Origin of the sequence: Periweissella cryptocerci (genome assembly GCF_004358325.1) — a bacterium.
Classification (GTDB): Bacteria; Bacillota; Bacilli; order Lactobacillales; family Lactobacillaceae; genus Periweissella; species Periweissella cryptocerci.
The window spans coordinates 221,944-245,404 of sequence record NZ_CP037940.1; the positions used below are offsets into that span (position 1 = coordinate 221,944).

The following is a 23,461-nucleotide window of genomic DNA, read 5'->3' on the forward strand; positions in this document are numbered from 1 at the left end:
CTGATTTGTTTGAATCTACACCCTACGAATTGTCTGAAAACAATATTTCAATTACAGACAATTTGCTGATTGATTAAACTTGCGCATTATTCCAGCGACTCAGTTGGTTTCCAATGCACTTTGGCCCACAACGACTTTTTCGCTAGTTTGAGTATTATTACTAACTAACGGAGTGACCAATTTTATTCAATCCCACGTCAGACGGAATAGCGCTTTTCTTTTTGGTTTGTTATTGGTCGCATTCCGTAGTTGAAATTATTCCACATTAACATGGGCGTGCAATGCGTCTTCATTACTAGTTTGATCGCGGCGACTAAGCATTAATGTTAAGGCATCCAATGTAATGTGTACTGTTTGATCAAATAATGTACTCAATAATTGGATTGATTTGACCCCCGCACCAGTTTTGGTCGCACCTGGTACGATAATTAGTTTATCGGCAACCGCGGCCAATGGTGATGTCTCATCACTCGTGACTGAAACAATACTCAAGCCTAGTTTCTTCGCTTTTTGGGCGGTTTCGACGACACTGCTAGTCGAACCTGAACCAGAAATTGCGACTAACACGTCACCGGCTTGAATTGATGGGGTAATCGTTTCACCCATCACATACACGTTATAACCAATGTGCATCAAACGCATCGCAAAACTTTTGGCAATGAAACCACTGCGACCAGCACCAACAACGTAGACACGCCGTTTTTTATTGAGTTCTGTCATTGCGTCCGTTAATTGACTTTCATCAACTAAACCCATCACCGTTTCAATTTCTGTCATAATATCTGCAATTAAAGTCATTATTTTAAAGCCTCCTTAAATTCGTGTGCAGCAGCGATTGGATCAGTTGCCTTCAAAATTTTTGAACCAACAATTACGGTTTCAGTTAAACCTTGCGCTGCTAATTTTTTGGCGTTTTCAAGGTCGATACCACCGGCAATTGCAATCCGCTTAACGTTTGGATATTTTTCATGAAAATCAGCAACGCTTGCGGCTGCATCCAATAAGTCTTCACGGTCGTGTGAATGGTGTAACCCATAAATGGCATGCTCATAATCCGTGATTTGTACTAATTTTGTATCATCAGTCTCCATCAAATCAATTAGCATTTCTTTGTTTTCACGTTCAGCGACTTCATAAACTTTGGTCAAAGTGTCCTTGGCTGAGCCTGCCATTACGGTCAAAATATCAGCGTTAACTGCGTAGCCCTTTTCAAATTCGTAAACACCTTCATCAATTGTTTTTAAATCAAACAAAACTTGAGCGTGCTTCAATTGAGCTTTCACGTCTTGTAAGGCATACAAACCATAATCCTTAACAAGCGATGTTCCAAATTCAATAATATCAACTTCGCTATCAAGAAGTAAGGCGAGCTTCAGAGCTTCAGCCAAACTAACGCGATCAATTGCGACTTGTAATTTCATTATTAGCGTTCCTTCCTATTTCTCATATGTGGCATAAAAATCAGCCAATTGTGCTTGTGTTGGATAACCGTCATTGTCCCCAGGTGCCTGCACTGCCAACGCCCCCACTGCATTAGCACGTCGCACTGCTTCAGGCATAGTTAAGCCTTCTAACAACGCTGTAATAATCCCCAAAGCAAACCCATCACCAGCTCCCACGGTATCAACGACGTGTTCAACTTTGAAACCTGGCACTGTATAGCTTTGACCATCATCCGTTTTCACAAAAGCCCCCTCGGCTCCTAACTTAACGATGACAGTATGCGTCCGTTCTGAATTATTTAAGTAAAAGTCCGCAATTGCTTCCGGATCCCGACTCCCCATCAGAATTTCACCCTCGTTAATACCAGGTAAGACAATTTCACCATGCTTGGCCAAATCATTTACAGTTTCAATCATCACTTCTTGTGATTCCCATAATGATGGTCGTAAGTTAGGATCGTACGTCGTTGGTACGTGATGTTCTTCAATTAACGTAATCAAATGCCGAAAAGTTGCCCGCGATGTTTGTGAAATTGCTGGGAAAATTCCTGACAAGTGGACCATTTTCACGTCACTAAAATTGATTCCATCTAATTTATCTGCCGTTAAATGCGCAGCTGCCGAACCTTTCCGGAAATTAAATGTTTCTGGATCCCCCTTTGTAACGCGTTGTTTTAGTTGAAATGCTGTCCAATAGTCAGCCGTTTCACTCATGTAATCCGTGCCAATATTTTCTTTTGCTAATTCACGTTTAGTAAATTCGCCCAGTGGATCTGCACCAACTGCACTGATATATTGGGCACTGTGGCCTAAACGAGTTACCCCGACAGCCACATTTAATTCCGCACCACCTAAAATCTTTTTATAATTAAGTGCATCAGCTAAATCCATATCAGCATCAGTCGCACCAAATGTCACAACGGGTTCACCAATTGTTAAAAATTCGCTCATTGTTCGTTCCTCATCTTCATTGTATTTAATATTTTTATTTAGTAATCATGCTTAGCGGCCAAAGAATACCCAGCCGACAAGTTCATTAACAATTGAAACCGTCCACATCACTGGAATTGTATATTTATAAAATTCTTTAGCTTGGACCTTGGTGTACTCTAACGCCCAAACATTCCATGATTGTGTAATATCCCCGGAAACCGCCATGATGCTTGGAATATAAAGTAATGGCAGCAAGAAATATGGACTAAACATCCCAGTTGCCGCTAGGACTGCGGCGGTTGCTGCCCCCGCACCCCAGACGTGCAAAGGGCCACGGAAAAGTGCTAATGGTGCCAAAACACCGATGGTAATCGCCAATACGAGTGTATTTGATGGAATCAAAGCGGCAAAGATTCCTTGGAACCGTTGCGTGTTCATGACTGCGGCTGATGAAAACATCACCAGCGCCATCAAGAACATCACCAAGCCGGCAATATCAGAAATTGCTTGTTGGATGGTGTTATTGATAAATTCAACTGCACCTTTATATGACTTCAATTTACCAGTCAATAACATTGCTAAGATTGTTGATAATACTAACGCTGGTACGGCATCCCAATGTAAAACCATGTTAAAGAATACGGGTAATACTGGAATGATGTACGCAACTGGATTAATTTTTGGCAAGGCCGGATCAGTGCTGACTTCTTCTGCCATTTCCGTTTTTACTTGGTTGGCATGAATTTTCTTCGAATTCAGTAACAAGAAGATAATTACCGCAACTAATTGAATTCCCATTGCAGTCCAACCGAATTGCAAGTATTTACCACCAAATTGAACTTGTGGGAAAAATGCTTTGATTTGGTTGAATAAAACCACGTTGACATACATTGATGACCCGATAGCCATCGTAAACGCTGCCACCGCCACCGGCTTTGGCAAACCCAGTGAGAACAAAATTGGCAAGAGGATCACCCCAATTGCGATTACCGAACCAACCCCGTAGGCACTCACGAAGATAAAGGCGGTAACTAAAACTACTAAGATTGCCGCAAGTAGTGGTGATTTGCGACCGACTTTTTCCGTTTTAGCACTAATCGATTGGGCAATCCCACTATCGACTAAAACCCGTCCAAACCACGAACCAAATGCAATATAGATAATGGTCGGTCCGTAATTTAAGGCTGGCTCTGCGAACACCTTTTGAATTGCCGTTTGCAGTGGCACCAAACCAATAATTGACCATAAGATCGCCATAAAGAAGAAACCAAGCATTAGGTTCCCGCCCTTAATGACATAAACGATAAAGGCAAAGAATGTTAGTAATAATAAAATCCCGATAATCATATTTGTCATGACAGTACTTTAAACCTCCGTTAACGCTGCGATTGCTGCCACAATTGTCTCAGTATTGTCCGTTGGATATTCAATGGCTACCGGTTTGTCATTAGGCAATAGCGCTAATGCTTGGCGCCAATCAACAACCCCATCCCCCAAAGGAACAACTACGGGTTTCTCATCAACGTATTCAACATCCTTGACGTGAATATATTGCGTGTATGGTGCTAACGCCCGGGCAGCTTGTAGTTCATCTTCACCCACGAAACGCCAATTACCAAGATCGTACACATAACCAACTTCTACACCGGCTAGCTCTGCTTGCTTTAAGAATTTTTCAACTGGTTGTAACGTTCCAGAAATTTTTGTTTGATCATTTTCAATATTAACTTGCAATCCTTGACTCGTAAATGGCGCCAATTCGCGCTTCAAATCACCCGTGAAGTTTGCAAAATCACCAATGTTGAATTTGATTGCGTAAATTCCAAGTGCCTGTGCTTCATCGAAATATTTTTGTAAGTCTGGATTTATCTGACCATCAACAAATACTTCTTCCGGCACACTGTAAAACAAACGCATCTTGTTAGCGACGGCCGTTTCATTAATTACAGGTGCCTCTGCCAGCACGTCGGTAAAATATTCCCGCCGCACTTCGACGTTGGTGATACCCAATGCCAATGCTTGATCAAGTAATGCTAATTGCTTAACCCCTGCTGCGACATCTTTAGCGAAAACTAAATTATTTAATACGATTTGTGTGTGTTTCATGCTGTACTCCTTTTTAATATCTTACTAAGTTGACAAAAACTTGTAGTGATAACCCCCGCATTGCACCCTAATATTTGTTAAGATGCTTAACGCGTTCAATTAATTCTTCATACGACATTTCTTGAAACTTCTTTTCCGTCGCTGACGCAAAATTTTGCCGTTCAACGGCATTAAAATCTTCAATCACATAGTATGCGGCTAAATATGCAACTAACCGTTTCTTCGCCGCATTCGTCAAATCACGATCTTCATCGTTAAACTGAACTGAATCCATAAAATGCATCGCAAATTCTTTGGCATCAATAAATGTCCGACTCATGTAAATCCCTCCCCCTTTTTTAGGTAAACGTTTACCTAAATGACAAAAAATATTTATCTGTTAGCTATATGCACAAATAAGTACCCTTACCTGCATTAAACCGGCAGATTCAAAGTTTCGTTGGTAAACGTTTACCTAAAAGGCGAAAATTAAGTACTGATTGTTACTATCAATCAGTACTCTACTAGTCTTAGCTCTTTGGTAAACGTTTTCCTTATTACGTATTTTATCCCGAATAATACGTCCCCGTCAACCCCTAAATTGAATTTCCTTGCATGATGTGTGCTTTGACGATATAACTAGCAACTTGTTCACTCTTATGTTGAATTCGATTAACTAAAATTTCGGCAGCGGCAGCACCCATTGCAAATGGCCCTTGTTGCACAGTTGTCAGTTCGGGTGCCAACACGCGCACCATTTCCGTATCGGCAAAACCAGTCAACCCAATCATTGCTGGATAACTAACATTATGCTGGTATGCCATTGCTAATAACCGTAATAATAACTGTTCTTTCAGTGCGATGACCGCCGTTTTTATCGTAAAGTCTGCGGTCCGTTCACATAGCGCTGCATATATCTTTTTGCTATCAAAATCTTTTTCACTAACTTCTAAAATTTCCAGCTTAATCCCACGATTAGCCAGACCAGCTTCAATTCCAGTTACTCGTTGATGCCGTGTTGAAACCATCCCAACAGGTTCAGTAACAACAATTACTTTTTCATAACCCTTGTCAGCAACCACTCCTGCGAGTTCCGCACTAATATCAAAATTATTCGATTCAACAACTGGCCAATTGGTTTGCGTCAATTCACGGTCAATTAAGACTGCCGGCATTTCGTCATCTTGCAAATCATTGTACTGTGCCCCATCCGTGCTAAGTGGTTGAATAATCAAGCCTTCAATTTGTTGGCTACGTAATTTTACAAATTGGTCGCGTTCACGATCTTCATTCGCGTTTGAATTCAACAAAATTGCATCATAACCGGATGCTTGTAAAATTGAATCGGCGCCTTTGAATAATTCTGTTGAGAAATTATCGTCAATGTTAGCAATCATTACGCCGATTAAGCCGGTCGCCTGGCGTTTCAATTTTTGCGCGGCTTTATTGGGCACAAAGTCATTTTCGGCAATAATTTTAGCAATCTTTTTTGAAGTTTCTTGTGACATCCGGTCTAGATGTCCGTTAATATAACGTGAAATTGTCGCAATGGAAACCCCCGCCAACTCGGCAATTTCAGTAATTGTTACTTTATCTTTTTCCATGTTTCTCGATCCGTTTACTAGATTTTTGCTAAATTTTATAAGTATTATCTGCTGGTTCAACATTAGCAGTCAAACTGCAGACAGTAGTATTTTCAGGACTTAAAAATTCATTCTTTATTAGCATACCAGACTTCTCAGATAATTAGCAATTAACGTTTGGCCTAACAAGGCTAAAATTTTTCTAGCGTGGAATTTGGATATATGTCTCAGATTGATTCCCACTACGAGGCTGGAACCAGTCTGGACACCGTGATGGAAGACAAGCATTTGAAGCCACAGTGCGGTCTTCAAATGTTTGCGAAGCTTGGTTCGCTAACGCGGTAACCATCTTCACAAATCCATAATCAGTAACGAAACCCGTTACTGATTATGCCATCACGGTGCGAGCTAAAGTCCAGCCTGTTTCCAGCCTCTTCGTTAGTTTGAGCAGGCAATCTAACTAGTTATATGCCGTAATCCTTGTCGCTGCAAGTTTAGTGGTAATCAATAATTCCACGCTTATCTAGCGGAGTGACATCATACATCTCATCACATTTTATAAATTCCACGTCAGACGCAATAGCGCCCCGAAAAAACAGCAAAAAACGGAATCAACCGTAAAATGGTGATTCCGTTTCATAATTTATTAATCTACTTGGCTAGCTTTAGCTTCATCCAAAATATCGCGCGCCTTCAAGGTCAACAAGTCGATAGCAACTTTGTTTTCACCACCTTCTGGCACAATCAAGTCCGCGTAACGCTTCGTTGGTTCAATAAATTGGTGATACATTGGCTTAGCAGTTGCCATATATTGGGAAATTACTGATTCGACCGTGCGCCCACGTTCAGCAACATCACGTTCCAAACGACGGATAAAGCGGACATCATCATCAGTGTCAACGTAAACCTTAATATCCATTAAATCACGTAAGCGTGGATCCGCAAAGACCATGATACCTTCAAGAATAATGACATCAGCTGGTTCAAGATGCCGAGTTTCTTTTGACCGTGTGAATTCTTTGTAGTCATAAACTGGCACTTCGATTGCTTCACGATTCATTAATTGCTTAATATCTTCAACGTACAAATCAGTATCAAAGGCGTCTGGGTGGTCGTAGTTAACGGCCAAACGTTCATCCATTGTCATTGCGTCTTGATTATTGTAATAGAAGTCTTGTTGCAACACTAAAATTGATTCGCCTTGTAATTGACTCAAGATAGCTTCAGTAACCGTAGTCTTCCCTGAACCTGAACCACCAGTTACCCCGATTACGATTGGTTTAGTTGTTGTCATGTTGATTATCCTCTTTGTTATCCGTGATTTAATTCCTTAATTATTATACTATTTTTTAACGTGCTTTTGGGAAAATAATCACTATGAATTTCCGGTACCTCAAGCTAACTGGTCCCAGCTAATTCACAGCATGCGTTATAATTAACGTATCAATAGTAACAGAAGCATTTGGAGGTAATCCTCATGAAATTACTATCAGTTATTCTCGTCGCACTCGCAATTCTGTTAATCACGATGTTCCACGTTACCCTCTTTTGGAACGTCATCTTTGCTGCCATCATCTTATTGTATGCCGGTCACGTTCTTTTCCACGCAAGCACCGTAAAAGCACCAGCCCACTAATTTAGGCTGACGCTTATTTTTATAGATTTATTTATGCTAGCGCGGGATTCTCATTTCTGGACTTTGGTTTAAGAATACTCATGTACCAACGAATATACCTTAGGAACTAGTTTGAGCGAATCACAAAATCAGCGATAACTGATTTTATTAAATCTACACCTCACGCCTGTTTTTTTGCTAGTTTGAGAATTATTACTAACTAACGCAGTGACGGCAATTTGCCGGCACGGAGTGGCCAATTTTATTCAATCCCACATCAGCCGGAATGGAGTCAATTTTATTTGTAATTAAATTTGGCCAAATGCGGAAGCGGTGATTGATGGGAATAACATTGGTAAGCGTTCAAATTCAGCTGGACCCCAACCAAATTCCATCGCTGGTAATACGGCATTAACAACTTCATCGGCCCGATCACTAATTTCAGTAATCCCCACTAAATGATGTGCTTTGTCGAAAACTAGGATGTTTTGGCCAAAGTTTTCATTACGCACTTGGCGATACCAATCATCACGCACGTTATTTTCTGTAATCTCATACACATCAGGATGTGCAGCGGCTTCATCAGGTGTTACCCCAGCCATCGCAATCCGTGGTGTCGTGAACGTCACCGTTGGTACATACGGATACTTGATTGGTGCAGTTGTTTCACCACTGAGTAATTTTGCCAAATAGTGTGATTCAAAAATTGCTGTCGGGGTTAGTTTAGGCACTTGCTTATCAACGACATCCCCTGCCGCATAGATTCCTGCAACTGAAGTTTGCAGGAATTCATCAACTACGACTCCTTTAGCATTATATTGCACACCAACTATATCTAAGCCGATATTTTCAACATTTGGTACCCGACCAGTTGCATTCAGCACATAGTACGTTTCTAATGCAAAATCACCAGCCCCTGAAATCAGGTAGTTTGCTCCCTGGGCCTGAACTTTTTCAACATCAGTATCCATGATAAAACGAACACCTTCTGCCTTCAAACTAGCAACTAGCTCTGTCACAAATGGTTGATAGAAGTTCGCTAAAATCGTCTCATGACGAACAATAACATCGACTTGCGCGCCCGCAGCTAAAGCGATTGTGGCAAATTCCATCCCAATGTAGCCACCACCTAAAATTGTGATGTGGGCTGGTATTTCAGCTAAGCTCATGAAATCTTGGCTATCGTGCAAGTATTCAGCACCGACGATTGCTAATTCATGTGGCCGTGCACCAGTCGCAATGACTAATTTTTCGGCCGTATATGCTTGACCATCAACGATGACTGTATGTGCATCTTGTAACCGTGCATGCCCCCGAATAATTTTTACCTGACCTGATGCCAACACTGATTCGATAAGTGCGGGCATTTTTTTAATGATTTCATGCTTATGAATCATCGTATCATGCCAATTCATCGTTTGTGCAGCCAAGCCACGTCCCGCCATTTGCTTGAGTAAATGGGAAATTTCAGCAGGTTCTTCTAAAGTAATCTTCGCGTTACAGCCATAATTTGGACACGTTCCGCCAACTAGATTTTCTTCAACTACACCAACTTTTTGACCGTTCAGCCCCAATGGTACTGCGCCATCAAATGCTGCGTGACCACTCCCAATAAATAATACATCAAAATCCATACTGTTCACCCCTCTAATTCTGTTTGGGTGCGCGCCGTTCAAAGTAAGAACTGCGAACATCCGTGAAATACGTACTACCTCAAGCATACCACCATCCGCCTAAGATAAATATTTTAAACTATCATTCGTTCATCAAGTACTTATACACTAGCGCACTAACCGTCACTTGAATTTCAGCATAATTGGCCAATACTTCGTTATAGATTGCAAGTTCGCCAGGCTTTAACGCTTCCCCCGCCGTCATTAAATCAACCAGTAGCGTGTACATTTGGCGTAATAGTGGTTGTTGCGTTTCCACGTCCCCGACTTGTCTATCTAACCGTGTTAACAATGCCGCAATCGAATTCTGCACTGGTTCAGTAGTCTTCACTGTGCTCACCATCAAATAGTCTTCTTTGGTAGTTATCCCCGTAATTTGCAGAAAACTACTAAAGACTTTGATGACGTCCCCAAGCACAACATCGGGTGCCCCAAAAGCATCAAACGAAATATAGAGTTCGCGGGTCTTAATATCTTGAAAACCACCCCATAATTCGTCAATTATCACGTCGTCACGGTAATGCGTTAACTCACTTAACCCCATGCGCATGGCTTTTACTTCTTTTTCAGTGTAAATCATTCGGTTTTCCATTGTCATTTTTCCTCACGTATTAGCTAAGTTAATTAATTTTACAACTTTTTTAGTACTGTTACTTAATTTATTGCAAACAAAAAGCACCCGATTAATTAAAATCGAATGCTTAATTTTAGCTATCTATATCTACTATTAGTTACCAACGATGGCTGAAAGAATCATAATTACAATCAAACCAACAACGGAAATCAATGTTTCAAGCACGGTCCAAGTTTTCAATGTTTGCTTAACATCCAAATCAAAGAATTCCTTGAACATCCAGAAACCAGCATCATTAACGTGTGAAGCAGCTAATGAACCGGCACCAATTGCGAGTACAACGAACACTGGGTTAACAGCTGTTTGTGCAGCAACGATTGGCGCAACGATACCAGCGGCAGTCATACCGGCAACAGTGGCAGAACCAACTGAGACACGGATGATCACGGCAATCAACCAAGCGAACAAGATTGGTGACATTGATGAGTGTGCGAACGCATCGGCAATTGCTTGTGAGATACCACCAGCCGTCAATACACCCTTAAATGCTGCACCACCACCAATAACTAAGAGCAAGTTGGCAATCGACTTAACTGCGTCACTCAAAGTCGTGTTAACTTCACCCATTGTCCGGCCTTGGTGCTTACCCATTGACCATAAGGCAAAGAGTAACGCAATAACCATCGCAATTAGTGGGTTACCCAAGAAGGCGATAATCCGTTGGAAAGTCGTTGGGTCAGTTAAGTAACCGTGTTGAGCAGCTTTAGTCATGGCAGCCCAATTAGCATCACCAATCACACCACCATAAACTTGTTTACCACCATTAACTACCATTGTGATAATGGTCGTCGCAACCATGAAGATTACGGCCATCAAACTTGTCAAAATTGACATTGCAAAGGTTGGTGTTTCTTCTAACTTAAATTGCTTAACATCACCTAAAGCATCCAAGTGTTTAGTAATCTTGAAAGCATCAGGCACATACTTACGCGCAACCCGTGTGAATAATGGACCAGCCACAATCATTGCAGGAATCGCAACAAGAATCCCATATACTAAGACCATGCCAATTGGCGCACCCAAGATGTTAGCCACGGCAGTTGGTGATGGTTGTGGAGGCAAGAAACCTTGGGCAGCTGATAAAGCAGTTGCCATTGGAATACCCAAGAAGAGCAAAGGTACACCAGCTTCAAGCGCAATGGTGAAGACGATTGGAATCAAAACAACCAATCCAACTTCAAAGAGCAATGAAATTCCAATGATAAATGAAGCAAAGGCAACTGCCCATTGGAGCCGCTTTTTACCAAATTTATCAATCAAAGTGCGGGCAATCCGATATGAACCACCTGAGTCAGAAACTAAACGGCCAATCATTGATCCGAAACCAAAGACGACGACCAGTTCCCCTAATGTACCACCGATACCGTTCTTCAATGCATCGGCGATCCCGGCGGGGTTCATCCCCAACGCCAAGGCAACTAAGATTGAAACAACAATCAGCGTTACAAATGTATTAATCTTATACTTCAAGATTAACGTCAACAAAAGTGCAATACCTAAAACTAATATTAAAAATGGCCAAATGTTAAAACCATTAACGGCTAATGCGAACAATCCAGTTTTAGGATCGCTTGTCAGCCCTGCTAAAATTACCATTTTAACTTTCTCCTATTACTATTATTTTGTATTTATTTCTGAAACCGCTTTTTCTAGTACAAGTATATGTTAGTTACATCACTTCTCATTTGCAAGCGTTTTTTGAAAAAAGTTTTCAAAATTGTTGAGTTCTGTTGAAAATTTATTTCATAGTTATCATAGCGTAAGTTTCACCTCGCTTTAACTGATAACATATTTTTCAAGCACCCAATAACATACTTACGTTACCGTAAATTCACGGCTAAAATTTTTCTAGCGTGGACTTTGAATATGTGTCTCAGACTGATTCCCACTACGAGTCTGGAACCAGTCTGGACACCGTGATGGAAGACAAGCATTTGAAGCCACAGTGCGGTCTTCAAATGTTTGCGAAGCTTGGTTCGCTAACGCGGTAACCATCTTCACAAATCCATAATCAGTAACGAAACCCGTTACTGATTATGCCATCACGGTGCGAGCTAAAGTCCAGCCTGTTTCCAGCCTCTTCGTTAGTTTGAGTAGGTAGTCTGACTAGTAATATGCCGTAATCCTTGTCGCTACACGTTTAGTGGTATCATACATCTCATCACATTTTATAAATTCCACGTCAGACGAAATACAGCCAATAAAAACTCGCAAAATCCATTATCGACAACGATTTTGCGAGTTTTTGGCTTGATTTAATTTTGTTATTAATCTTGTCCGAGTAATTCTTTGGCTTCAGCAGCATCACTAGTGGCATTGGCGACGACGGTTTTAGCGCCGTGCTTAAACATCCGGACATACAATAGGTAAACTAATACTTGCAAACCAATAATTGAAGCCAGCAAGATTAGTACATCCCCATTTATTTGACTCAGATAACCAATTGAAATCGTGTGCCGTAATGCATCCACGGCGTACGTCATTGGCACAAATGGGTGTACGGCTTGATAAAAGTGTGTCGTCAAGAACACGGGATACGTTCCACCCGCAACCGATAGCTGCAAGAACATGTAGACTAACGCCACCAACATTCCTAGTGGACCTAAGCCTAGCTTCAAGAACGTAATCAGGCTCAAATACGTCAATGCAGCTAAACTTAATATCCCAACCGTTATTACCGGATGGTTGGCATTAAAGCCCCAGATAAAGTGTAATGCTAAGTAAATTCCCAAGCCTTGCAAAATCGCAAGTGGTCCCAAGATAATGAATTTTGATAACCACATTTGGCCCGCAGTCTTAACTTGAGCATACCGCCGTTTAACATCAAACAATGTTGTCAGCACAATTGAACCCGTCCATAGCGCAACTGATAACATGTATGGTGCCATAGCTGTCCCATTGTTAGGGACAGGCGCGGTTTCGTGTTGTTTGGCAGCCACTGGGTTAGCAACAGCATTCCCATTGGCCTTTTTCGTAGGAATTGCGTTTAACTTATCGGCCCCACTATTCAATGAATCCGTTAAACTGTTTTGACCGGTCATTAACTTGCCTAACCCGGTATCTAAAGTTTTTGCACCTGTCCCGAGTTTATCCGTTCCAGCAGCCAATGCAGTCGCTCCAGTTGCCAACTTCTCACTACCACTCGCTAATTGGCCATTAGACCCAGTTAAGGTCCCTAAACCACTGGCGACTTGTTGGGCACCATTATTTAATTTAGGTGCTTGGGCATTTAGTTCACCGATACCAGTAGCTAATTTAGCGACACCGCCAGTATAAGTTGTTAAGCCAGTTTGTAAGTTCTGTAATCCTGTCGTCATTTTTCCAAGACCACTGGTCACTTTTTGTGAACCAGGTTGTAACTTACTAGTGATGGCAGTCTTTACTGTTGTCATCCCTGTCGTTGTTGCTTGCACGCCAGGGTTTAATTTTGCTTGGTAACCTGAACTCAAGGCTGCCAATTGTGGAGCAATTTTTGCTAAGCCAGGATCACCAGCAGTCGCGCCAGCCGTTGCAGCTTTGCTTAAAGCCGCTATGTTGCTAGCAAAATCACTGCTTCCGCTTTGCAATTGTTTCAAACTGGTAGTGTCAATTTTACCCGCCAGTTCATTTAATCCGCTAGTCAGTTGTGCACTACCCGTTTGCAATTCACTAGTGCCATTCTTGGCGGCCTTGGCTCCCGCATTAAGTTGTTGTGAATTTTGATTAAGTTTTTGGACACCGGTATTCACCTTTTTTAAATTCTTAGCAAATGCGGCCGTACCAGTTGCGACTTTTTGACTACCACTAGCTAATTCGGTCGCGCCTGCCAAATACTTCTTTAAACCCAAACTCAAAGTTTCCTGACCATTTGAAAATGACAACATCTGATCATTTAATTCATCAAGGCCATTAGTTAGTTTGCCACTGCCATCAGCGAGTTTTTGTCCGCCGTTAGCAAGTTGTTGACTCCCATCGGCAGCCTTCGCCATTCCTTGACCTGTCTTGTGAATACTATCGAGGATACTTTGGGCGTATAACTTCGTAATATTGGCAGCAACCTGTTCCTTTAATATTGAAGCGGCTTGCGATGTCATTTTCTCAGCAATATAATTACGCCCCGCTGCGGTATCGTATTTCAAGACCATTTGCTTGGGGTGCTTGGTTAACACCGTTGTTGCATTTTTTGAAAAATCCTTTGGAAACGTGACAACCATGTAATACTTGCCTTTTTCCAAACCATTTTGCGCGGTTGCTTCGCTGACAAAATGATAATCTAGCGCTTTCGTTTTCTTCATTCCGGTAACTAATTCATCACCAATTTTGAGTTGTTTGCCATTAATTTGGGCTGTCTCATCCTGATTTACAACCGCCACGGGCAATTGATTAACCTTCCCATATGGATCCCACATTGAGCCCACAAAAATCATTCCGTAGACTGCTGGCAATAACACAACTAAAATTGCGCCAATTAACAAAAATTTACTTTTTAGTACGCGACGCCATTCTATCGATACCATTGCTCTTTCCTCCTCATAATTCTTACACTCGGATACCCAGTTAGCTCCTCATAATTTTAATTACAGAACTGTCCAAGTTTAAAACGGTTTAAAATCGTTTTACATTCGACTGTATTTTTTAATTATTACATTCAGATTTCCAAACATTAAAATTGCATTCGTTAAACAACCTGTTCAATATATAAGTTATTGTAAATCGCATTAGACCGGCGTTCAATGTACAATATTGTACATATTGTTCAACGTTTTATGGTACAATATTTTTGATAATTAACACTGAATGTGATGCAATTAAAATTGAAAAATCGATCCATCTAACGCGCCAATCCGGTCAATGAAATTATGAGGTGGTCATTATGAAACAAACAGCAATCAATAAGCGGACTGAAGAAAAAATCCGGCAAGCTTTCTTACATTTATTAAACGAGCACTACTTCACTCAAATCACGATTAATATGCTCGTCAAAGAAGCTGGTGTCAGTCGCGGAACGTTCTACGTCCACTATGAAGATATTTACGCGTTACGCAAACAAACCCAAGCTGTCATTCTCCAACAGCTTGGGACTAAGACCCGTGATGGTTTAATTGCGATGGTAGATGATTATCAACATGGCAACCATGATATTCCGAGCTTAGCGGTTCATCTGGAGCCCGGCTTAGTCAATGCGTTTAATTTGCGTAAATCAATTCATGGTCTTGCGACGAATGCCGGTTACGCCGATTTTCGTAAATCATTGCACGACAAGTTTCATACCATGCTTTTTCGCCGTAACCTCTTTCATGCAGATATTGTCGAATCAATGTCTGCTGTCCCAGATGATTATGTTGAAGAACTAATTGTTACCAGCATGTTATCCATGATTGCGTACTGGCTTAACAAAGACAACCCGGAAACCCCCGCCGAGTTTGCAGTCATTCTTTTGCAAACGCTCGTCATAGCTCCAATCCATCTGTAAGCACCTAAAGCCATGAGCTATGGGCTGGAACATAACTTATCCAGCCCACAAAATAAGCCTGACTTCTCCTTATTAAGGTAGAAATCAGGCTTATTAATATGCAACAAAAGGCCGCAAACCGCCTTTTGTTACACTTCTTATTTAGTTATTTCATTAAGCTAAGTTTGGGAACCAGATGGCAATTTCGCGTTCCGCACTGGCTGGTGAATCGGAACCATGCACAACGTTTTTAACCGCGTTGCCTGGCCAATCACGCCCGAAATCCCCCCGCACAGTTCCTGGAGCTGCTTGTGTGGGCATGGTCGTTCCCATTAATGAACGCCAACCTTCTACCACATTCTCACCTTCAATAATAATTGCAACTACGGGGCTTTCCGTCATATAACTAACAATTTCTGGGAAAAATGATTTTTCAACCAGCTCTGCATAATGTTCTCGCAAGATTGTTTCCGTTGCTTGGACCATTTCTAAAGCCACTAGGCAATAACCCTTACGTTCAATCCGCCGAATAATATCACCGGTTTTGCCTCGTTGCACACCATCTGGCTTAACAATTACTAAAGTTCGTTCTGTCATGTATTTTCTCCTCTTGTCTTATTCCATTTTCCATACACGAGAATGCCCAACCAGCTCCTCTTATTTCGTAAATACCACGCGTCCGGTATCTTAGTGACACCTTATCGCCTTATTTAATTCGGATACCTAATGTGGTTCCGCAAAATATTTTTTCATTGATTTAAGTATATCAATAATCAGCAAATTTTGAAAACGCTTACGCTCAACTATAACAAAAAGCCCAACTCACAATGTGAATTAGGCTACATTTTAATTCCAGCAATTTATAACAAATGCATATAAGTTTGCTTCGGCTTTCCGTCTGGTTTGACGGCTGGATTCTCTAAGTCTTCTAAATATTCCATTTTAGTACCGAATAGTGACTGTAAAAATTCAAGTTTAATCTGGAACTCCTTTAAAAACATCGCTAATGTCATTGGTGACATTCTAAAGAGTCCCGTCAAAATTGAAATATTCCGGCCGGCCAAATAAATCATATCAGTATCATCACCGGGTTCACGACGTTCCCATTTTTCACGCCGTAATTCCGTCATGAGCTTGCCTGCAACATCTGGTTCATACATCTCCAAAATTAAAGCGCGGCGTTGAATATTTTTCACAGAAACCTGAAAATGCTCTCGAATTGGCAAATACTCAACCAAATGCGTCGGATCCTTAATTGCTTTATTAAACGTCTTCACAAATTCTTCCGTCGGTAACAACAGTTCATATGCAAATTCAATCGCTTCATGCGTCAAATCACGAAAATCTTGCGCCGAAATTGTATTCATATCAATGCCTTGATGTAATAGTAAATGACCAAGCTGTTGTGCCAAGACAAAATTACGATCAACTTGTGCGTACAGCGCATTGCCAAAAGCAATATACGCCGTACCGTTATCCGTCCACAAACTATATGGCTTAATTTCAGTATCAGTCTTATAGTCTAGTACGCGGATGCCAGCAATTTCCAACGCTTGCAAAAGTTCATAATTTTGTTGTATTTTTAATTTTTCGCGGACTGTTTCCGCAATTGTGGCGATACTTGTACCTAGCAAATACTGATTTAACGCGTATTTGCGCAATTCATCGATTGTGAACTTAGGAAAAACTAATCCGGCTGCTGCCCGGTTAATAATCGCATCAACAAACTGCACCCGGCGTAATTGTGCCTTCGTTTTTGTACGTAATTTCCAGTCATCGCGATCAAAAAATATTGCTTCTTCATCGACACTATCTTCTAAAAAGCTTGCCGCATAAAAGAAATCCGGCTGTACAAAAAAGAATTCTGCCAAATCATTTACAATCTCAATAGGTGGCTGCATGAAACCCGCTTCTACATTGCGAAAAAATTTCGCGTTACTTTCTAATTGCTCTGCTAAATATTCCACAGTTAGATTATGTAATTCACGTACCTGTTTTAATTTTAATCCATTAAACACCGTCAACCTTCCTCCGTTTCATCATACTATTCATTTTACACTAGTTTAGTCATATTCGTGAATATGAAAGCACGTCTCCGGCTTTTTTGTGTATTTCATTCAAATTCGTTAGCGTAGCTTTCAATGCGCTACTTGTTATGCACAAAAAGCATTAACATCACGCGGCAATAACAATAACCAATAGCCATGTTTGTTGTTGTTTGTATATAACAACATATCGTATATTAACTTTAACCCAATTAACAGCTATTACTAGTTAAGGCTTATAGTTTCACTTATTCAACCAACTTCGATAAAATGAAGGTAAGGAATATTGGACTTCTTTCATACGTATTAGGGACAATACTGAAAGGATGGACAAAATAATGAAAACATTACGCACATTTAAATTTACTACCATTGCATTTATAATGCTTGCAATGATTTCTTTGACAGGGTGTGAATCAAAGAATGCGGAAACTAATCCCACTACTCAAAACAGCTCTGTACAAATTAATAAAACTGATGTCACAAATCTTTCCGAAAACAAGCTAACACCAAAGCCACTTCGGGAATACTTAACCCATCAGAATCAAGCAGACCATGATTACATCTTTCAATACAATAAAACCGAAAACACCGTTAATCTAACGCCAATCGGCAATAAAGCACTTGAAGTTGAAGAATATCTTGATGGTCAGCTCTCAGCTGCAGATTGGGCTGACTATATGTTGGACGTGACGCAAATTTCACTTGCGATTGGTGCTATCTCGCCAACGACCAGTGTTAATGTTATCGATCCTGCTGATCATAGTAGCCTCCTCTATTCTGTTATCAATGGACAGCCAACTTTTAGCATCGCAGACAATAATCTCTAACGTATTTACGAACGACCTTTTTGGGGTCGTTTTTTTATTGGCCCAGAAAATAAATTCTGCTAACTTTACGCAACTATCCCATCAATTCCACATACCAAATATCGTCATAAGCAACTTGGGTCTCAGCAATTACAATTCCTGTATCTGTATAACCATTGAGGTTGCCAATAATGTCAGCCGCAATGTGATGTTCTTGGTCTTGACTAGCACGTTGTAACAACACCGTTTTATTTTTTAGCTGAGCCTGTAGTAGCACTTGGCCAATTTCTGATAGCGATTGTTGCGGATGCTGCTGGCGCGCCTCAACGGCCATCTCATCTGCTTGAGTTTGTTCAATTACCTTGGTATGGTCACTCAGATAAAAGCCACCCCATTTCAACATGCCACGGTCACTAGCATCGCGAATGAAAATATTGGTCCGTTCTTCATCGTACGCATCATCATCAAAATAAACTTCACTCATAGCTATTTCCACCGCGATGACCACCAACTAACCCGGCCCGCTCAATTGCCGTCCCACCTGCTAATAAACTACTTGCTTTAACCAAAGCAGTAAAACCGAAGCGCTTACGGATATTATCAACAACTCGGTCAACCTGATTGTTCTGAATTTGTCGTTCGGGAGCGGTAAATAAATCTAATTGTTGCCCAACGTCTGGAACCAGTTGACTGTAATAAATGCCAATATGGCGCACTGGTTCACCGGCCCAATTTTTATGGAATAATTCGAAAATTGCATTAGTCAGCTCACGTGAATTGTTAGTCGCCGTAATTCGGACTTGGTTAGTGAAACCATTTCGTCCCGTAGCTGCGCTATGATTTGAAAAGCCTACATATAATGAGGCCTGTGTTGCTTGATACTGATGCTTGCGAATTCGTGCTGCTACTTGTTCTGCAATTTCACGAATCACAATCACTAGTTCAGCCGCTCTTTGATAATCACGTGGTAAGACTTGTGAATTACCATACGACTTGGACTTAGCAAAAACTTTCTCACGCACAACCGCCCGATCAATTCCCCAGCTTAACAGAAATAGTTGTTGTCCAATGACCCCCAATTTTTGTTTGAATTTATATGGATTATAATGGGCTAAATCACCAAGCGAATTAATTCCTAATGCTCGTAGTTTTATTGCGGTTCTGCGTCCAATTGACCACACCTCATCAAGTTCTGTAATCGGCCACAATACCGTTGGCACGTCTTGATAATGAATTGTACCAATCATCGTGCTTTCGTGCTTAGCGACTAAATCTAGTGCTAATTTTGCCAACGTCGGATTATCACCAATACCAACGGTCACATACAATCCCAACTTATCAAAGACTTCGCGTTGGATACGGTGTGCTACTTCAGTTGGTGTCGCACCAAATAATTTCCACGAGTGTGTTAAATCAAGAATTGATTCATCAATAGAATAACGATGTAAATCTTCTTCGGCCACGTATTCTTTAAAAATTTCATTAACCTTCATATTCATGGCAATATAATAATTCATCCGGGGCTCAACAATCACTAAATCAGGGGCATCAGGTAAGTCCTTCACTCGGGACACGTTGGTAATCCCGTATTTCTTTTTAGCGGCTGGCGATGTTGCCAAAATCAGACCAGCACCGGTGTTTTTAGCCATCGACGCGACCACTAACGGCACCGTCAAAGGATCATCGCCACGAGATACAGCTTCACAACTCGCATAAAACGACTTCATATCAATCAAAAATATCACTGAATGCTGTTCATTACTGTAGTCATACATTATCGTCACCCTTTCATAAACATTCGTTCCCCTTTGTTTTCTTTTATTATATACATACGAACAATAATTCGCAAGAAAACAAATTGTTAAGTATGTACTTGGGCTAATTACGCTATCTTGCGCTTAAATTTTTCAGCACAATGCAAAAAAGTGTACCCGATGCGAATTCCACAGGATACACTACTTTTAATCTTCTTCAATTTGTTTTTCGAGATAGTCAACGTAGGCTTTGCCCTCCGTTAACCGTGTAAAAATATCAAATTGTAATTTGTATGATTTAAGGATCTCAATTATTTCCGCTTTTAAATCAATAAGTCACACCACCTTTTTCATACGCTTCATCAGCGCTATGGACATTGGCTAGGATAAATGCCTCCATCGCTTGTTGCCAAGTAGCATCAATACCAAAATCAACGGTGTCAGAACTGATTCCATCCGTGCGTGACGGAATGTACGCTGGATGTACGCGTTGTAGCGTTTTACGCGCCCGACAATCTGAATACATGTAGTACTTGTCATCCAACTCCACCGTCGCAACGATTTGGTCAGGATAATAAAATTTATCATCATAGTGGGTAATTTTCATTGTAATTTCCTCGTGGTTTTAATTTGTTAACTTAATTATCCCAAGAAAATGTGAAAATTTTTTGAATGAACCCTTAATAAGGTATACTAATTATTATTAAGCAACCTAAAGGATGGAAAACATGGATACTGAAGAAATTATGGCAACCCTCTATGCCAAAGCAAATGATGGTACCGGTAGTGATCGTTTAAACAAAATGTTCGATAAGACAATTGAATTTAGCCTGCGTGACGGTGAAAATAAAACCAATCTGAAAACAGCTTTTGTTACTTTGTACGAAGAATGGGCGACCGCTAACAATGCCTGGGAAGATGCCCAAACTAGCACCATTCAAGCATTACGGCTTAAATACCCCGATATGAGTGCCATCGAACAACTCCAAGATGAATACATGACTTGGTACGATGAACATGCCGATACCAGCGTTGACGAAATTGATGCAGCTTTTGAAGACATGATGAGTATCCTCAAGCCTGCTGACTTGAAAACCATTGAAGCTGAATTTAATCAGGTAGAAGCATAATACAATAGTTTAAAAACGCAGAAACGACTCTTTTTGGAGTTTGTTGCTGCGTTTTTTTTCATATTAATCGCCCAGAAATTAATAACCTCAACAAAAAAGACGCCTACAAATTTATGTAGACGCCCATTGATTACCTAATCAAATTCAACTTTATTTTGTGTTTCTTCAACTAATCCTTCGACAGCTTCTTCAACCACTGCGATTGGGTTGACGTCGTAGATCACCTTTTTAAAGAAAGCTGTTAAAAATTGTACGGCTGGGCCACAAGTTGCTGCGCAGACAACCGTAATCAGACCAAAGGTACCACCAAGTGCAAAGCCAATGATTGTCAAGCAAACATCCATCGTAATTTTTGAACGTTGAATGCTCCAACCGGTCTTTTCAGCAATTGTGAGGAAAAAGCCAGAGAATGCATCCACACCAATGTTACTAGCAATGAACATACCTAATCCAACGTAGATTAGCGTAATTCCACTCGCACCACACAGTAAACGCGTTACTAAGGCATCGTTAGTAAAAATCATGGGATGGAGCTTACTACCAATTGATACAAAGAAACCATAAGGAATCATGTACAAGAACGTCCCAATGTTGATTAATTTACGATTCAAGACGAACAATACTAACAACAAACCAATATTAATGAAGTTTGAGATGAATCCTAGTTGACTCAAATCCAAACCTAAAATCGCGCGAATCCCATCGTAAAAAATCCCAATCGGGTCGTTACCCAATGCCGTATTACTATTAAATGCCACCCCAACTGAGATGAAGAAAATTCCGATCAGTGAAACAAGCACTGATTTGACTGACAAATTTTCGTTAATTAACTTTTTCATATCCTAAACATACTCCCTTTAAATAATTACTTAATTAATTCGTTCTGCTAGGTGCGTGTCTGGATTAATGGCTACTATGCGGTACCCCGTAGCCAACACGCTCGCCTGCCGCTATTATATTTTACCATCTAATAAAACGTTTTACTAATACGTTCTTTTCATAATAGCGGTTACAATTAACAGTTGCATGAAGTAATGATGACTTTTCTGTGAATCAGCACGCAAAAACAATCATGAGTCGCTTAATCACAATTGTTTTTTCACGTTAACTTAACTTTTTAGCTAGCCAATAAACTGTTGCGGATAAAGAATCGTCTGAATTAACCGAGTATCCTTGCGTAATATCCGTAAACTGACATTCAGCCCGCCACCATCTGGATACGTTAATGCCTTCAATTGTGGTGTTTGCCCACTAGTCAAAAACCGATAGTTAATAATTGGCTCCCACTCGCTTACCAAAACTCGTTGTGCTACCCCACCATCATTAGCTATGAATGATTTTGTATGGATATAGCAATGCAAATCCAATTTAGCAACTAAATAATCCAACCGAGCGGCGCCCAATCCTTGCGTAATTACGTAGAATAACTGATAGTTAATTGGCTCATCGACTAGCAAGTCAAAATCTGCGGTTACGCGATACACTGGGCCGCGAAAACATGTACCATTATCAATTAATTCCAATTCTGTCGGAATGATATCATTACAAGTCGCCGCATCTAATTCAAATTTCGTGTTCGGTGCTGCCAAAATTAACGCTACCTGATCAATTGTCCCCGCCTGTAGTTGCAGGCGAAATGACATTTTTTTATATAGGATTGTCATATTAGTTGCTAGTGACTCACTATCATCAACCATCGGCCCCGTTTTCTCGCCATGTTCAAATCGTAATTGCGTAATTTGATAAACGATTTTACGTTTTGAATGAAACAATAACGCGTCAATCAGCAACCCAATCGTACCAACAATTATGATTCCTAAAACTCCGGTCACGATACTATTATTAATCCCCAAAAATGTCATTTACGCTTTTCCTCGTTCATTTTCCAACCTAATTAAACGATTACCCCAACAATAATCTACATTTATGATTATATCCCCTACTATAATCATAAATGAAATTTCGCCCAGCGACACATATTTGCTTAAACCACGTTTTTTGCGCTTAAACGACAAAATCGACTTGCTTTAAGGCATATAATTTTATCTTAAGAAAGAAAACCGCCTTTTAAGAAAATATGGCACAAACACCTCAAAATATTGTATCCTTTACTTATCAAAATGGAGGAATCTGTAAAATATGTATAAATCACGTTTAATAACTTTAACCATTATCACACTAAGCCTGACACTCGCACTATCACATACGCCAGTTCATGCCACAGCTATCGAAACTTCAACGAACAAAATCACGAGTTTGTCCGTTAGTAACCGTAAAACCACATCAACACTTGATTTAATTGTTGACTGGTTTAAAAAATTATAAAC

24 protein-coding genes are annotated in these 23,461 nt (G+C 40.6%); 5 read left to right on the forward strand and 19 right to left on the reverse strand.

The window, feature by feature from the left end; genetic code table 11:
* Window positions 1-255: 255 nt before the first annotated feature.
* From hxlB to udk, 8 genes are all read right to left on the reverse strand, one after another.
* Window positions 256-798 carry a 6-phospho-3-hexuloisomerase gene (gene hxlB / locus EQG49_RS01010; RefSeq protein WP_133362211.1) on the reverse strand — a complete coding sequence of 181 codons (543 nt, stop codon included), beginning with the start codon at window positions 796-798 and terminating at the stop codon, window positions 256-258.
* Window positions 798-1,421, reverse strand: a complete 624-nt coding sequence (locus EQG49_RS01015) for an orotidine 5'-phosphate decarboxylase / HUMPS family protein (RefSeq protein WP_133362212.1) — start codon at window positions 1,419-1,421, stop codon at window positions 798-800. Before EQG49_RS01015 ends, hxlB begins: the two co-directional genes overlap by 1 nt.
* Before the next feature lie 15 nt (window positions 1,422-1,436).
* A complete protein-coding gene (locus EQG49_RS01020; RefSeq protein ID WP_133362213.1) occupies window positions 1,437-2,393 on the reverse strand; it encodes a sugar kinase in 957 nt (318 codons plus the stop codon).
* Between the two features lie 51 nt (window positions 2,394-2,444).
* A complete protein-coding gene (locus EQG49_RS01025; RefSeq protein ID WP_133362214.1) occupies window positions 2,445-3,731 on the reverse strand; it encodes a transporter permease in 1,287 nt (428 codons plus the stop codon).
* Window positions 3,732-3,740: 9 nt separating this feature from the next.
* Entirely contained in the window at window positions 3,741-4,481 is a 741-nt protein-coding gene (locus tag EQG49_RS01030; RefSeq protein WP_133362215.1) for a sugar phosphate isomerase/epimerase family protein, read from the reverse strand.
* 67 nt (window positions 4,482-4,548) lie between these two features.
* Window positions 4,549-4,800: a hypothetical protein gene (locus tag EQG49_RS01035; protein WP_133362216.1), complete on the reverse strand. Its 252-nt coding sequence runs from the start codon at window positions 4,798-4,800 to the stop codon at window positions 4,549-4,551.
* A 256-nt stretch (window positions 4,801-5,056) separates the two neighbouring features.
* The gene (locus EQG49_RS01040) at window positions 5,057-6,064 is read right to left on the reverse strand and encodes a LacI family DNA-binding transcriptional regulator (RefSeq protein ID WP_165964704.1); all 1,008 of its coding nucleotides are present in this window, start codon (window positions 6,062-6,064) and stop codon (window positions 5,057-5,059) included.
* A gap of 625 nt (window positions 6,065-6,689) precedes the next feature.
* Window positions 6,690-7,337 (reverse strand): uridine kinase, encoded by a 648-nt coding sequence (udk, locus tag EQG49_RS01045; RefSeq protein ID WP_133362218.1) that lies wholly within the window; start codon window positions 7,335-7,337, stop codon window positions 6,690-6,692.
* Between the two features lie 183 nt (window positions 7,338-7,520).
* Between udk and EQG49_RS13565 the strand changes: the two genes are divergently transcribed.
* A complete protein-coding gene (locus EQG49_RS13565; RefSeq protein WP_165964705.1) occupies window positions 7,521-7,679 on the forward strand; it encodes a hypothetical protein in 159 nt (52 codons plus the stop codon).
* A 287-nt stretch (window positions 7,680-7,966) separates the two neighbouring features.
* On the opposite strand, the gene EQG49_RS01050 is transcribed toward EQG49_RS13565, so the two are convergent.
* From EQG49_RS01050 to EQG49_RS01065, 4 genes are all read right to left on the reverse strand, one after another.
* Window positions 7,967-9,292, reverse strand: coding sequence for a dihydrolipoyl dehydrogenase family protein (locus tag EQG49_RS01050; RefSeq protein ID WP_175577942.1), 1,326 nt, complete (start codon window positions 9,290-9,292; stop codon window positions 7,967-7,969).
* 121 nt (window positions 9,293-9,413) lie between these two features.
* Window positions 9,414-9,911, reverse strand: coding sequence for a hypothetical protein (locus tag EQG49_RS01055; RefSeq protein ID WP_165964706.1), 498 nt, complete (start codon window positions 9,909-9,911; stop codon window positions 9,414-9,416).
* A 147-nt stretch (window positions 9,912-10,058) separates the two neighbouring features.
* A complete protein-coding gene (locus EQG49_RS01060; RefSeq protein ID WP_133362220.1) occupies window positions 10,059-11,561 on the reverse strand; it encodes a gluconate:H+ symporter in 1,503 nt (500 codons plus the stop codon).
* A gap of 671 nt (window positions 11,562-12,232) precedes the next feature.
* Window positions 12,233-14,461: a YhgE/Pip family protein gene (locus EQG49_RS01065; protein ID WP_133362221.1), complete on the reverse strand. Its 2,229-nt coding sequence runs from the start codon at window positions 14,459-14,461 to the stop codon at window positions 12,233-12,235.
* 356 nt (window positions 14,462-14,817) lie between these two features.
* On the opposite strand from EQG49_RS01065, the gene EQG49_RS01070 reads away from it, so the two are divergent.
* A complete protein-coding gene (locus tag EQG49_RS01070; RefSeq protein WP_133362222.1) occupies window positions 14,818-15,417 on the forward strand; it encodes a TetR/AcrR family transcriptional regulator in 600 nt (199 codons plus the stop codon).
* 153 nt (window positions 15,418-15,570) lie between these two features.
* Here the strand turns inward: EQG49_RS01070 and ndk are convergent, their stop codons facing one another.
* A complete protein-coding gene (gene ndk, locus EQG49_RS01075; protein ID WP_133362223.1) occupies window positions 15,571-15,993 on the reverse strand; it encodes a nucleoside-diphosphate kinase in 423 nt (140 codons plus the stop codon).
* Between the two features lie 263 nt (window positions 15,994-16,256).
* Complete coding sequence (locus tag EQG49_RS01080; RefSeq protein WP_133362224.1) at window positions 16,257-17,414, reverse strand: helix-turn-helix domain-containing protein; 1,158 nt, start codon at window positions 17,412-17,414, stop codon at window positions 16,257-16,259.
* Between the two features lie 365 nt (window positions 17,415-17,779).
* Here EQG49_RS01080 and EQG49_RS01085 point away from each other — a divergent pair, with 365 nt between their 5' ends.
* Entirely contained in the window at window positions 17,780-18,271 is a 492-nt protein-coding gene (locus EQG49_RS01085) for a hypothetical protein (RefSeq protein WP_133362225.1), read from the forward strand.
* Window positions 18,272-18,344: 73 nt separating this feature from the next.
* Here the strand turns inward: EQG49_RS01085 and EQG49_RS01090 are convergent, their stop codons facing one another.
* From EQG49_RS01090 to EQG49_RS01100, 3 genes are all read right to left on the reverse strand, one after another.
* Complete coding sequence (locus EQG49_RS01090) at window positions 18,345-18,734, reverse strand: DNA polymerase III subunit alpha (RefSeq protein WP_133362226.1); 390 nt, start codon at window positions 18,732-18,734, stop codon at window positions 18,345-18,347.
* On the reverse strand, window positions 18,727-20,025 hold the full coding sequence (locus tag EQG49_RS01095; RefSeq protein WP_133362227.1) for a Y-family DNA polymerase: 1,299 nt from the start codon (window positions 20,023-20,025) through the stop codon (window positions 18,727-18,729). The genes EQG49_RS01090 and EQG49_RS01095 overlap by 8 nt, the downstream gene beginning before the upstream one ends.
* A gap of 307 nt (window positions 20,026-20,332) precedes the next feature.
* Window positions 20,333-20,611, reverse strand: coding sequence for a hypothetical protein (locus EQG49_RS01100; protein WP_133362228.1), 279 nt, complete (start codon window positions 20,609-20,611; stop codon window positions 20,333-20,335).
* A 121-nt stretch (window positions 20,612-20,732) separates the two neighbouring features.
* Between EQG49_RS01100 and EQG49_RS01105 the strand changes: the two genes are divergently transcribed.
* The gene (locus EQG49_RS01105; RefSeq protein ID WP_133362229.1) at window positions 20,733-21,134 is read left to right on the forward strand and encodes a hypothetical protein; all 402 of its coding nucleotides are present in this window, start codon (window positions 20,733-20,735) and stop codon (window positions 21,132-21,134) included.
* Window positions 21,135-21,268: 134 nt separating this feature from the next.
* Here EQG49_RS01105 and EQG49_RS01110 read toward each other — a convergent pair whose 3' ends face one another.
* On the reverse strand, window positions 21,269-21,973 hold the full coding sequence (locus tag EQG49_RS01110; RefSeq protein ID WP_175577943.1) for a YczE/YyaS/YitT family protein: 705 nt from the start codon (window positions 21,971-21,973) through the stop codon (window positions 21,269-21,271).
* 282 nt (window positions 21,974-22,255) lie between these two features.
* Window positions 22,256-22,996, reverse strand: a complete 741-nt coding sequence (locus EQG49_RS01115; protein ID WP_133362230.1) for a hypothetical protein — start codon at window positions 22,994-22,996, stop codon at window positions 22,256-22,258.
* 277 nt (window positions 22,997-23,273) lie between these two features.
* Between EQG49_RS01115 and EQG49_RS01120 the strand changes: the two genes are divergently transcribed.
* Window positions 23,274-23,459, forward strand: a complete 186-nt coding sequence (locus EQG49_RS01120; RefSeq protein WP_133362231.1) for a hypothetical protein — start codon at window positions 23,274-23,276, stop codon at window positions 23,457-23,459.
* The last annotated feature ends 2 nt before the right edge of the window (window positions 23,460-23,461 follow it).

What these genes read in the sequence shown, in the direction of transcription:
- ndk (WP_133362223.1), bottom strand. Translation starts at nt 15,993, where the DNA reads ATGACAGAACGAACTTTAGTAATTGTTAAGCCAGATGGTGTGCAACGA.
- EQG49_RS01035 (WP_133362216.1), bottom strand. Translation starts at nt 4,800, where the DNA reads ATGAGTCGGACATTTATTGATGCCAAAGAATTTGCGATGCATTTTATG.
- EQG49_RS01070 (WP_133362222.1), top strand. Translation starts at nt 14,818, where the DNA reads ATGAAACAAACAGCAATCAATAAGCGGACTGAAGAAAAAATCCGGCAA.
- EQG49_RS01025 (WP_133362214.1), bottom strand. Translation starts at nt 3,731, where the DNA reads ATGACAAATATGATTATCGGGATTTTATTATTACTAACATTCTTTGCC.
- EQG49_RS01120 (WP_133362231.1), top strand. Translation starts at nt 23,274, where the DNA reads ATGTATAAATCACGTTTAATAACTTTAACCATTATCACACTAAGCCTG.
- EQG49_RS01040 (WP_165964704.1), bottom strand. Translation starts at nt 6,064, where the DNA reads ATGGAAAAAGATAAAGTAACAATTACTGAAATTGCCGAGTTGGCGGGG.
- EQG49_RS01030 (WP_133362215.1), bottom strand. Translation starts at nt 4,481, where the DNA reads ATGAAACACACACAAATCGTATTAAATAATTTAGTTTTCGCTAAAGAT.
- EQG49_RS01065 (WP_133362221.1), bottom strand. Translation starts at nt 14,461, where the DNA reads ATGGTATCGATAGAATGGCGTCGCGTACTAAAAAGTAAATTTTTGTTA.
- hxlB (WP_133362211.1), bottom strand. Translation starts at nt 798, where the DNA reads ATGACTTTAATTGCAGATATTATGACAGAAATTGAAACGGTGATGGGT.
- EQG49_RS01095 (WP_133362227.1), bottom strand. Translation starts at nt 20,025, where the DNA reads ATGTATGACTACAGTAATGAACAGCATTCAGTGATATTTTTGATTGAT.
- EQG49_RS01050 (WP_175577942.1), bottom strand. Translation starts at nt 9,292, where the DNA reads ATGGATTTTGATGTATTATTTATTGGGAGTGGTCACGCAGCATTTGAT.
- EQG49_RS01060 (WP_133362220.1), bottom strand. Translation starts at nt 11,561, where the DNA reads ATGGTAATTTTAGCAGGGCTGACAAGCGATCCTAAAACTGGATTGTTC.
- EQG49_RS13565 (WP_165964705.1), top strand. Translation starts at nt 7,521, where the DNA reads ATGAAATTACTATCAGTTATTCTCGTCGCACTCGCAATTCTGTTAATC.
- EQG49_RS01090 (WP_133362226.1), bottom strand. Translation starts at nt 18,734, where the DNA reads ATGAGTGAAGTTTATTTTGATGATGATGCGTACGATGAAGAACGGACC.
- EQG49_RS01115 (WP_133362230.1), bottom strand. Translation starts at nt 22,996, where the DNA reads ATGACATTTTTGGGGATTAATAATAGTATCGTGACCGGAGTTTTAGGA.
- EQG49_RS01100 (WP_133362228.1), bottom strand. Translation starts at nt 20,611, where the DNA reads ATGAAAATTACCCACTATGATGATAAATTTTATTATCCTGACCAAATC.
- EQG49_RS01015 (WP_133362212.1), bottom strand. Translation starts at nt 1,421, where the DNA reads ATGAAATTACAAGTCGCAATTGATCGCGTTAGTTTGGCTGAAGCTCTG.
- EQG49_RS01085 (WP_133362225.1), top strand. Translation starts at nt 17,780, where the DNA reads ATGAAAACATTACGCACATTTAAATTTACTACCATTGCATTTATAATG.
- udk (WP_133362218.1), bottom strand. Translation starts at nt 7,337, where the DNA reads ATGACAACAACTAAACCAATCGTAATCGGGGTAACTGGTGGTTCAGGT.
- EQG49_RS01020 (WP_133362213.1), bottom strand. Translation starts at nt 2,393, where the DNA reads ATGAGCGAATTTTTAACAATTGGTGAACCCGTTGTGACATTTGGTGCG.
- EQG49_RS01105 (WP_133362229.1), top strand. Translation starts at nt 20,733, where the DNA reads ATGGATACTGAAGAAATTATGGCAACCCTCTATGCCAAAGCAAATGAT.
- EQG49_RS01110 (WP_175577943.1), bottom strand. Translation starts at nt 21,973, where the DNA reads ATGAAAAAGTTAATTAACGAAAATTTGTCAGTCAAATCAGTGCTTGTT.
- EQG49_RS01055 (WP_165964706.1), bottom strand. Translation starts at nt 9,911, where the DNA reads ATGATTTACACTGAAAAAGAAGTAAAAGCCATGCGCATGGGGTTAAGT.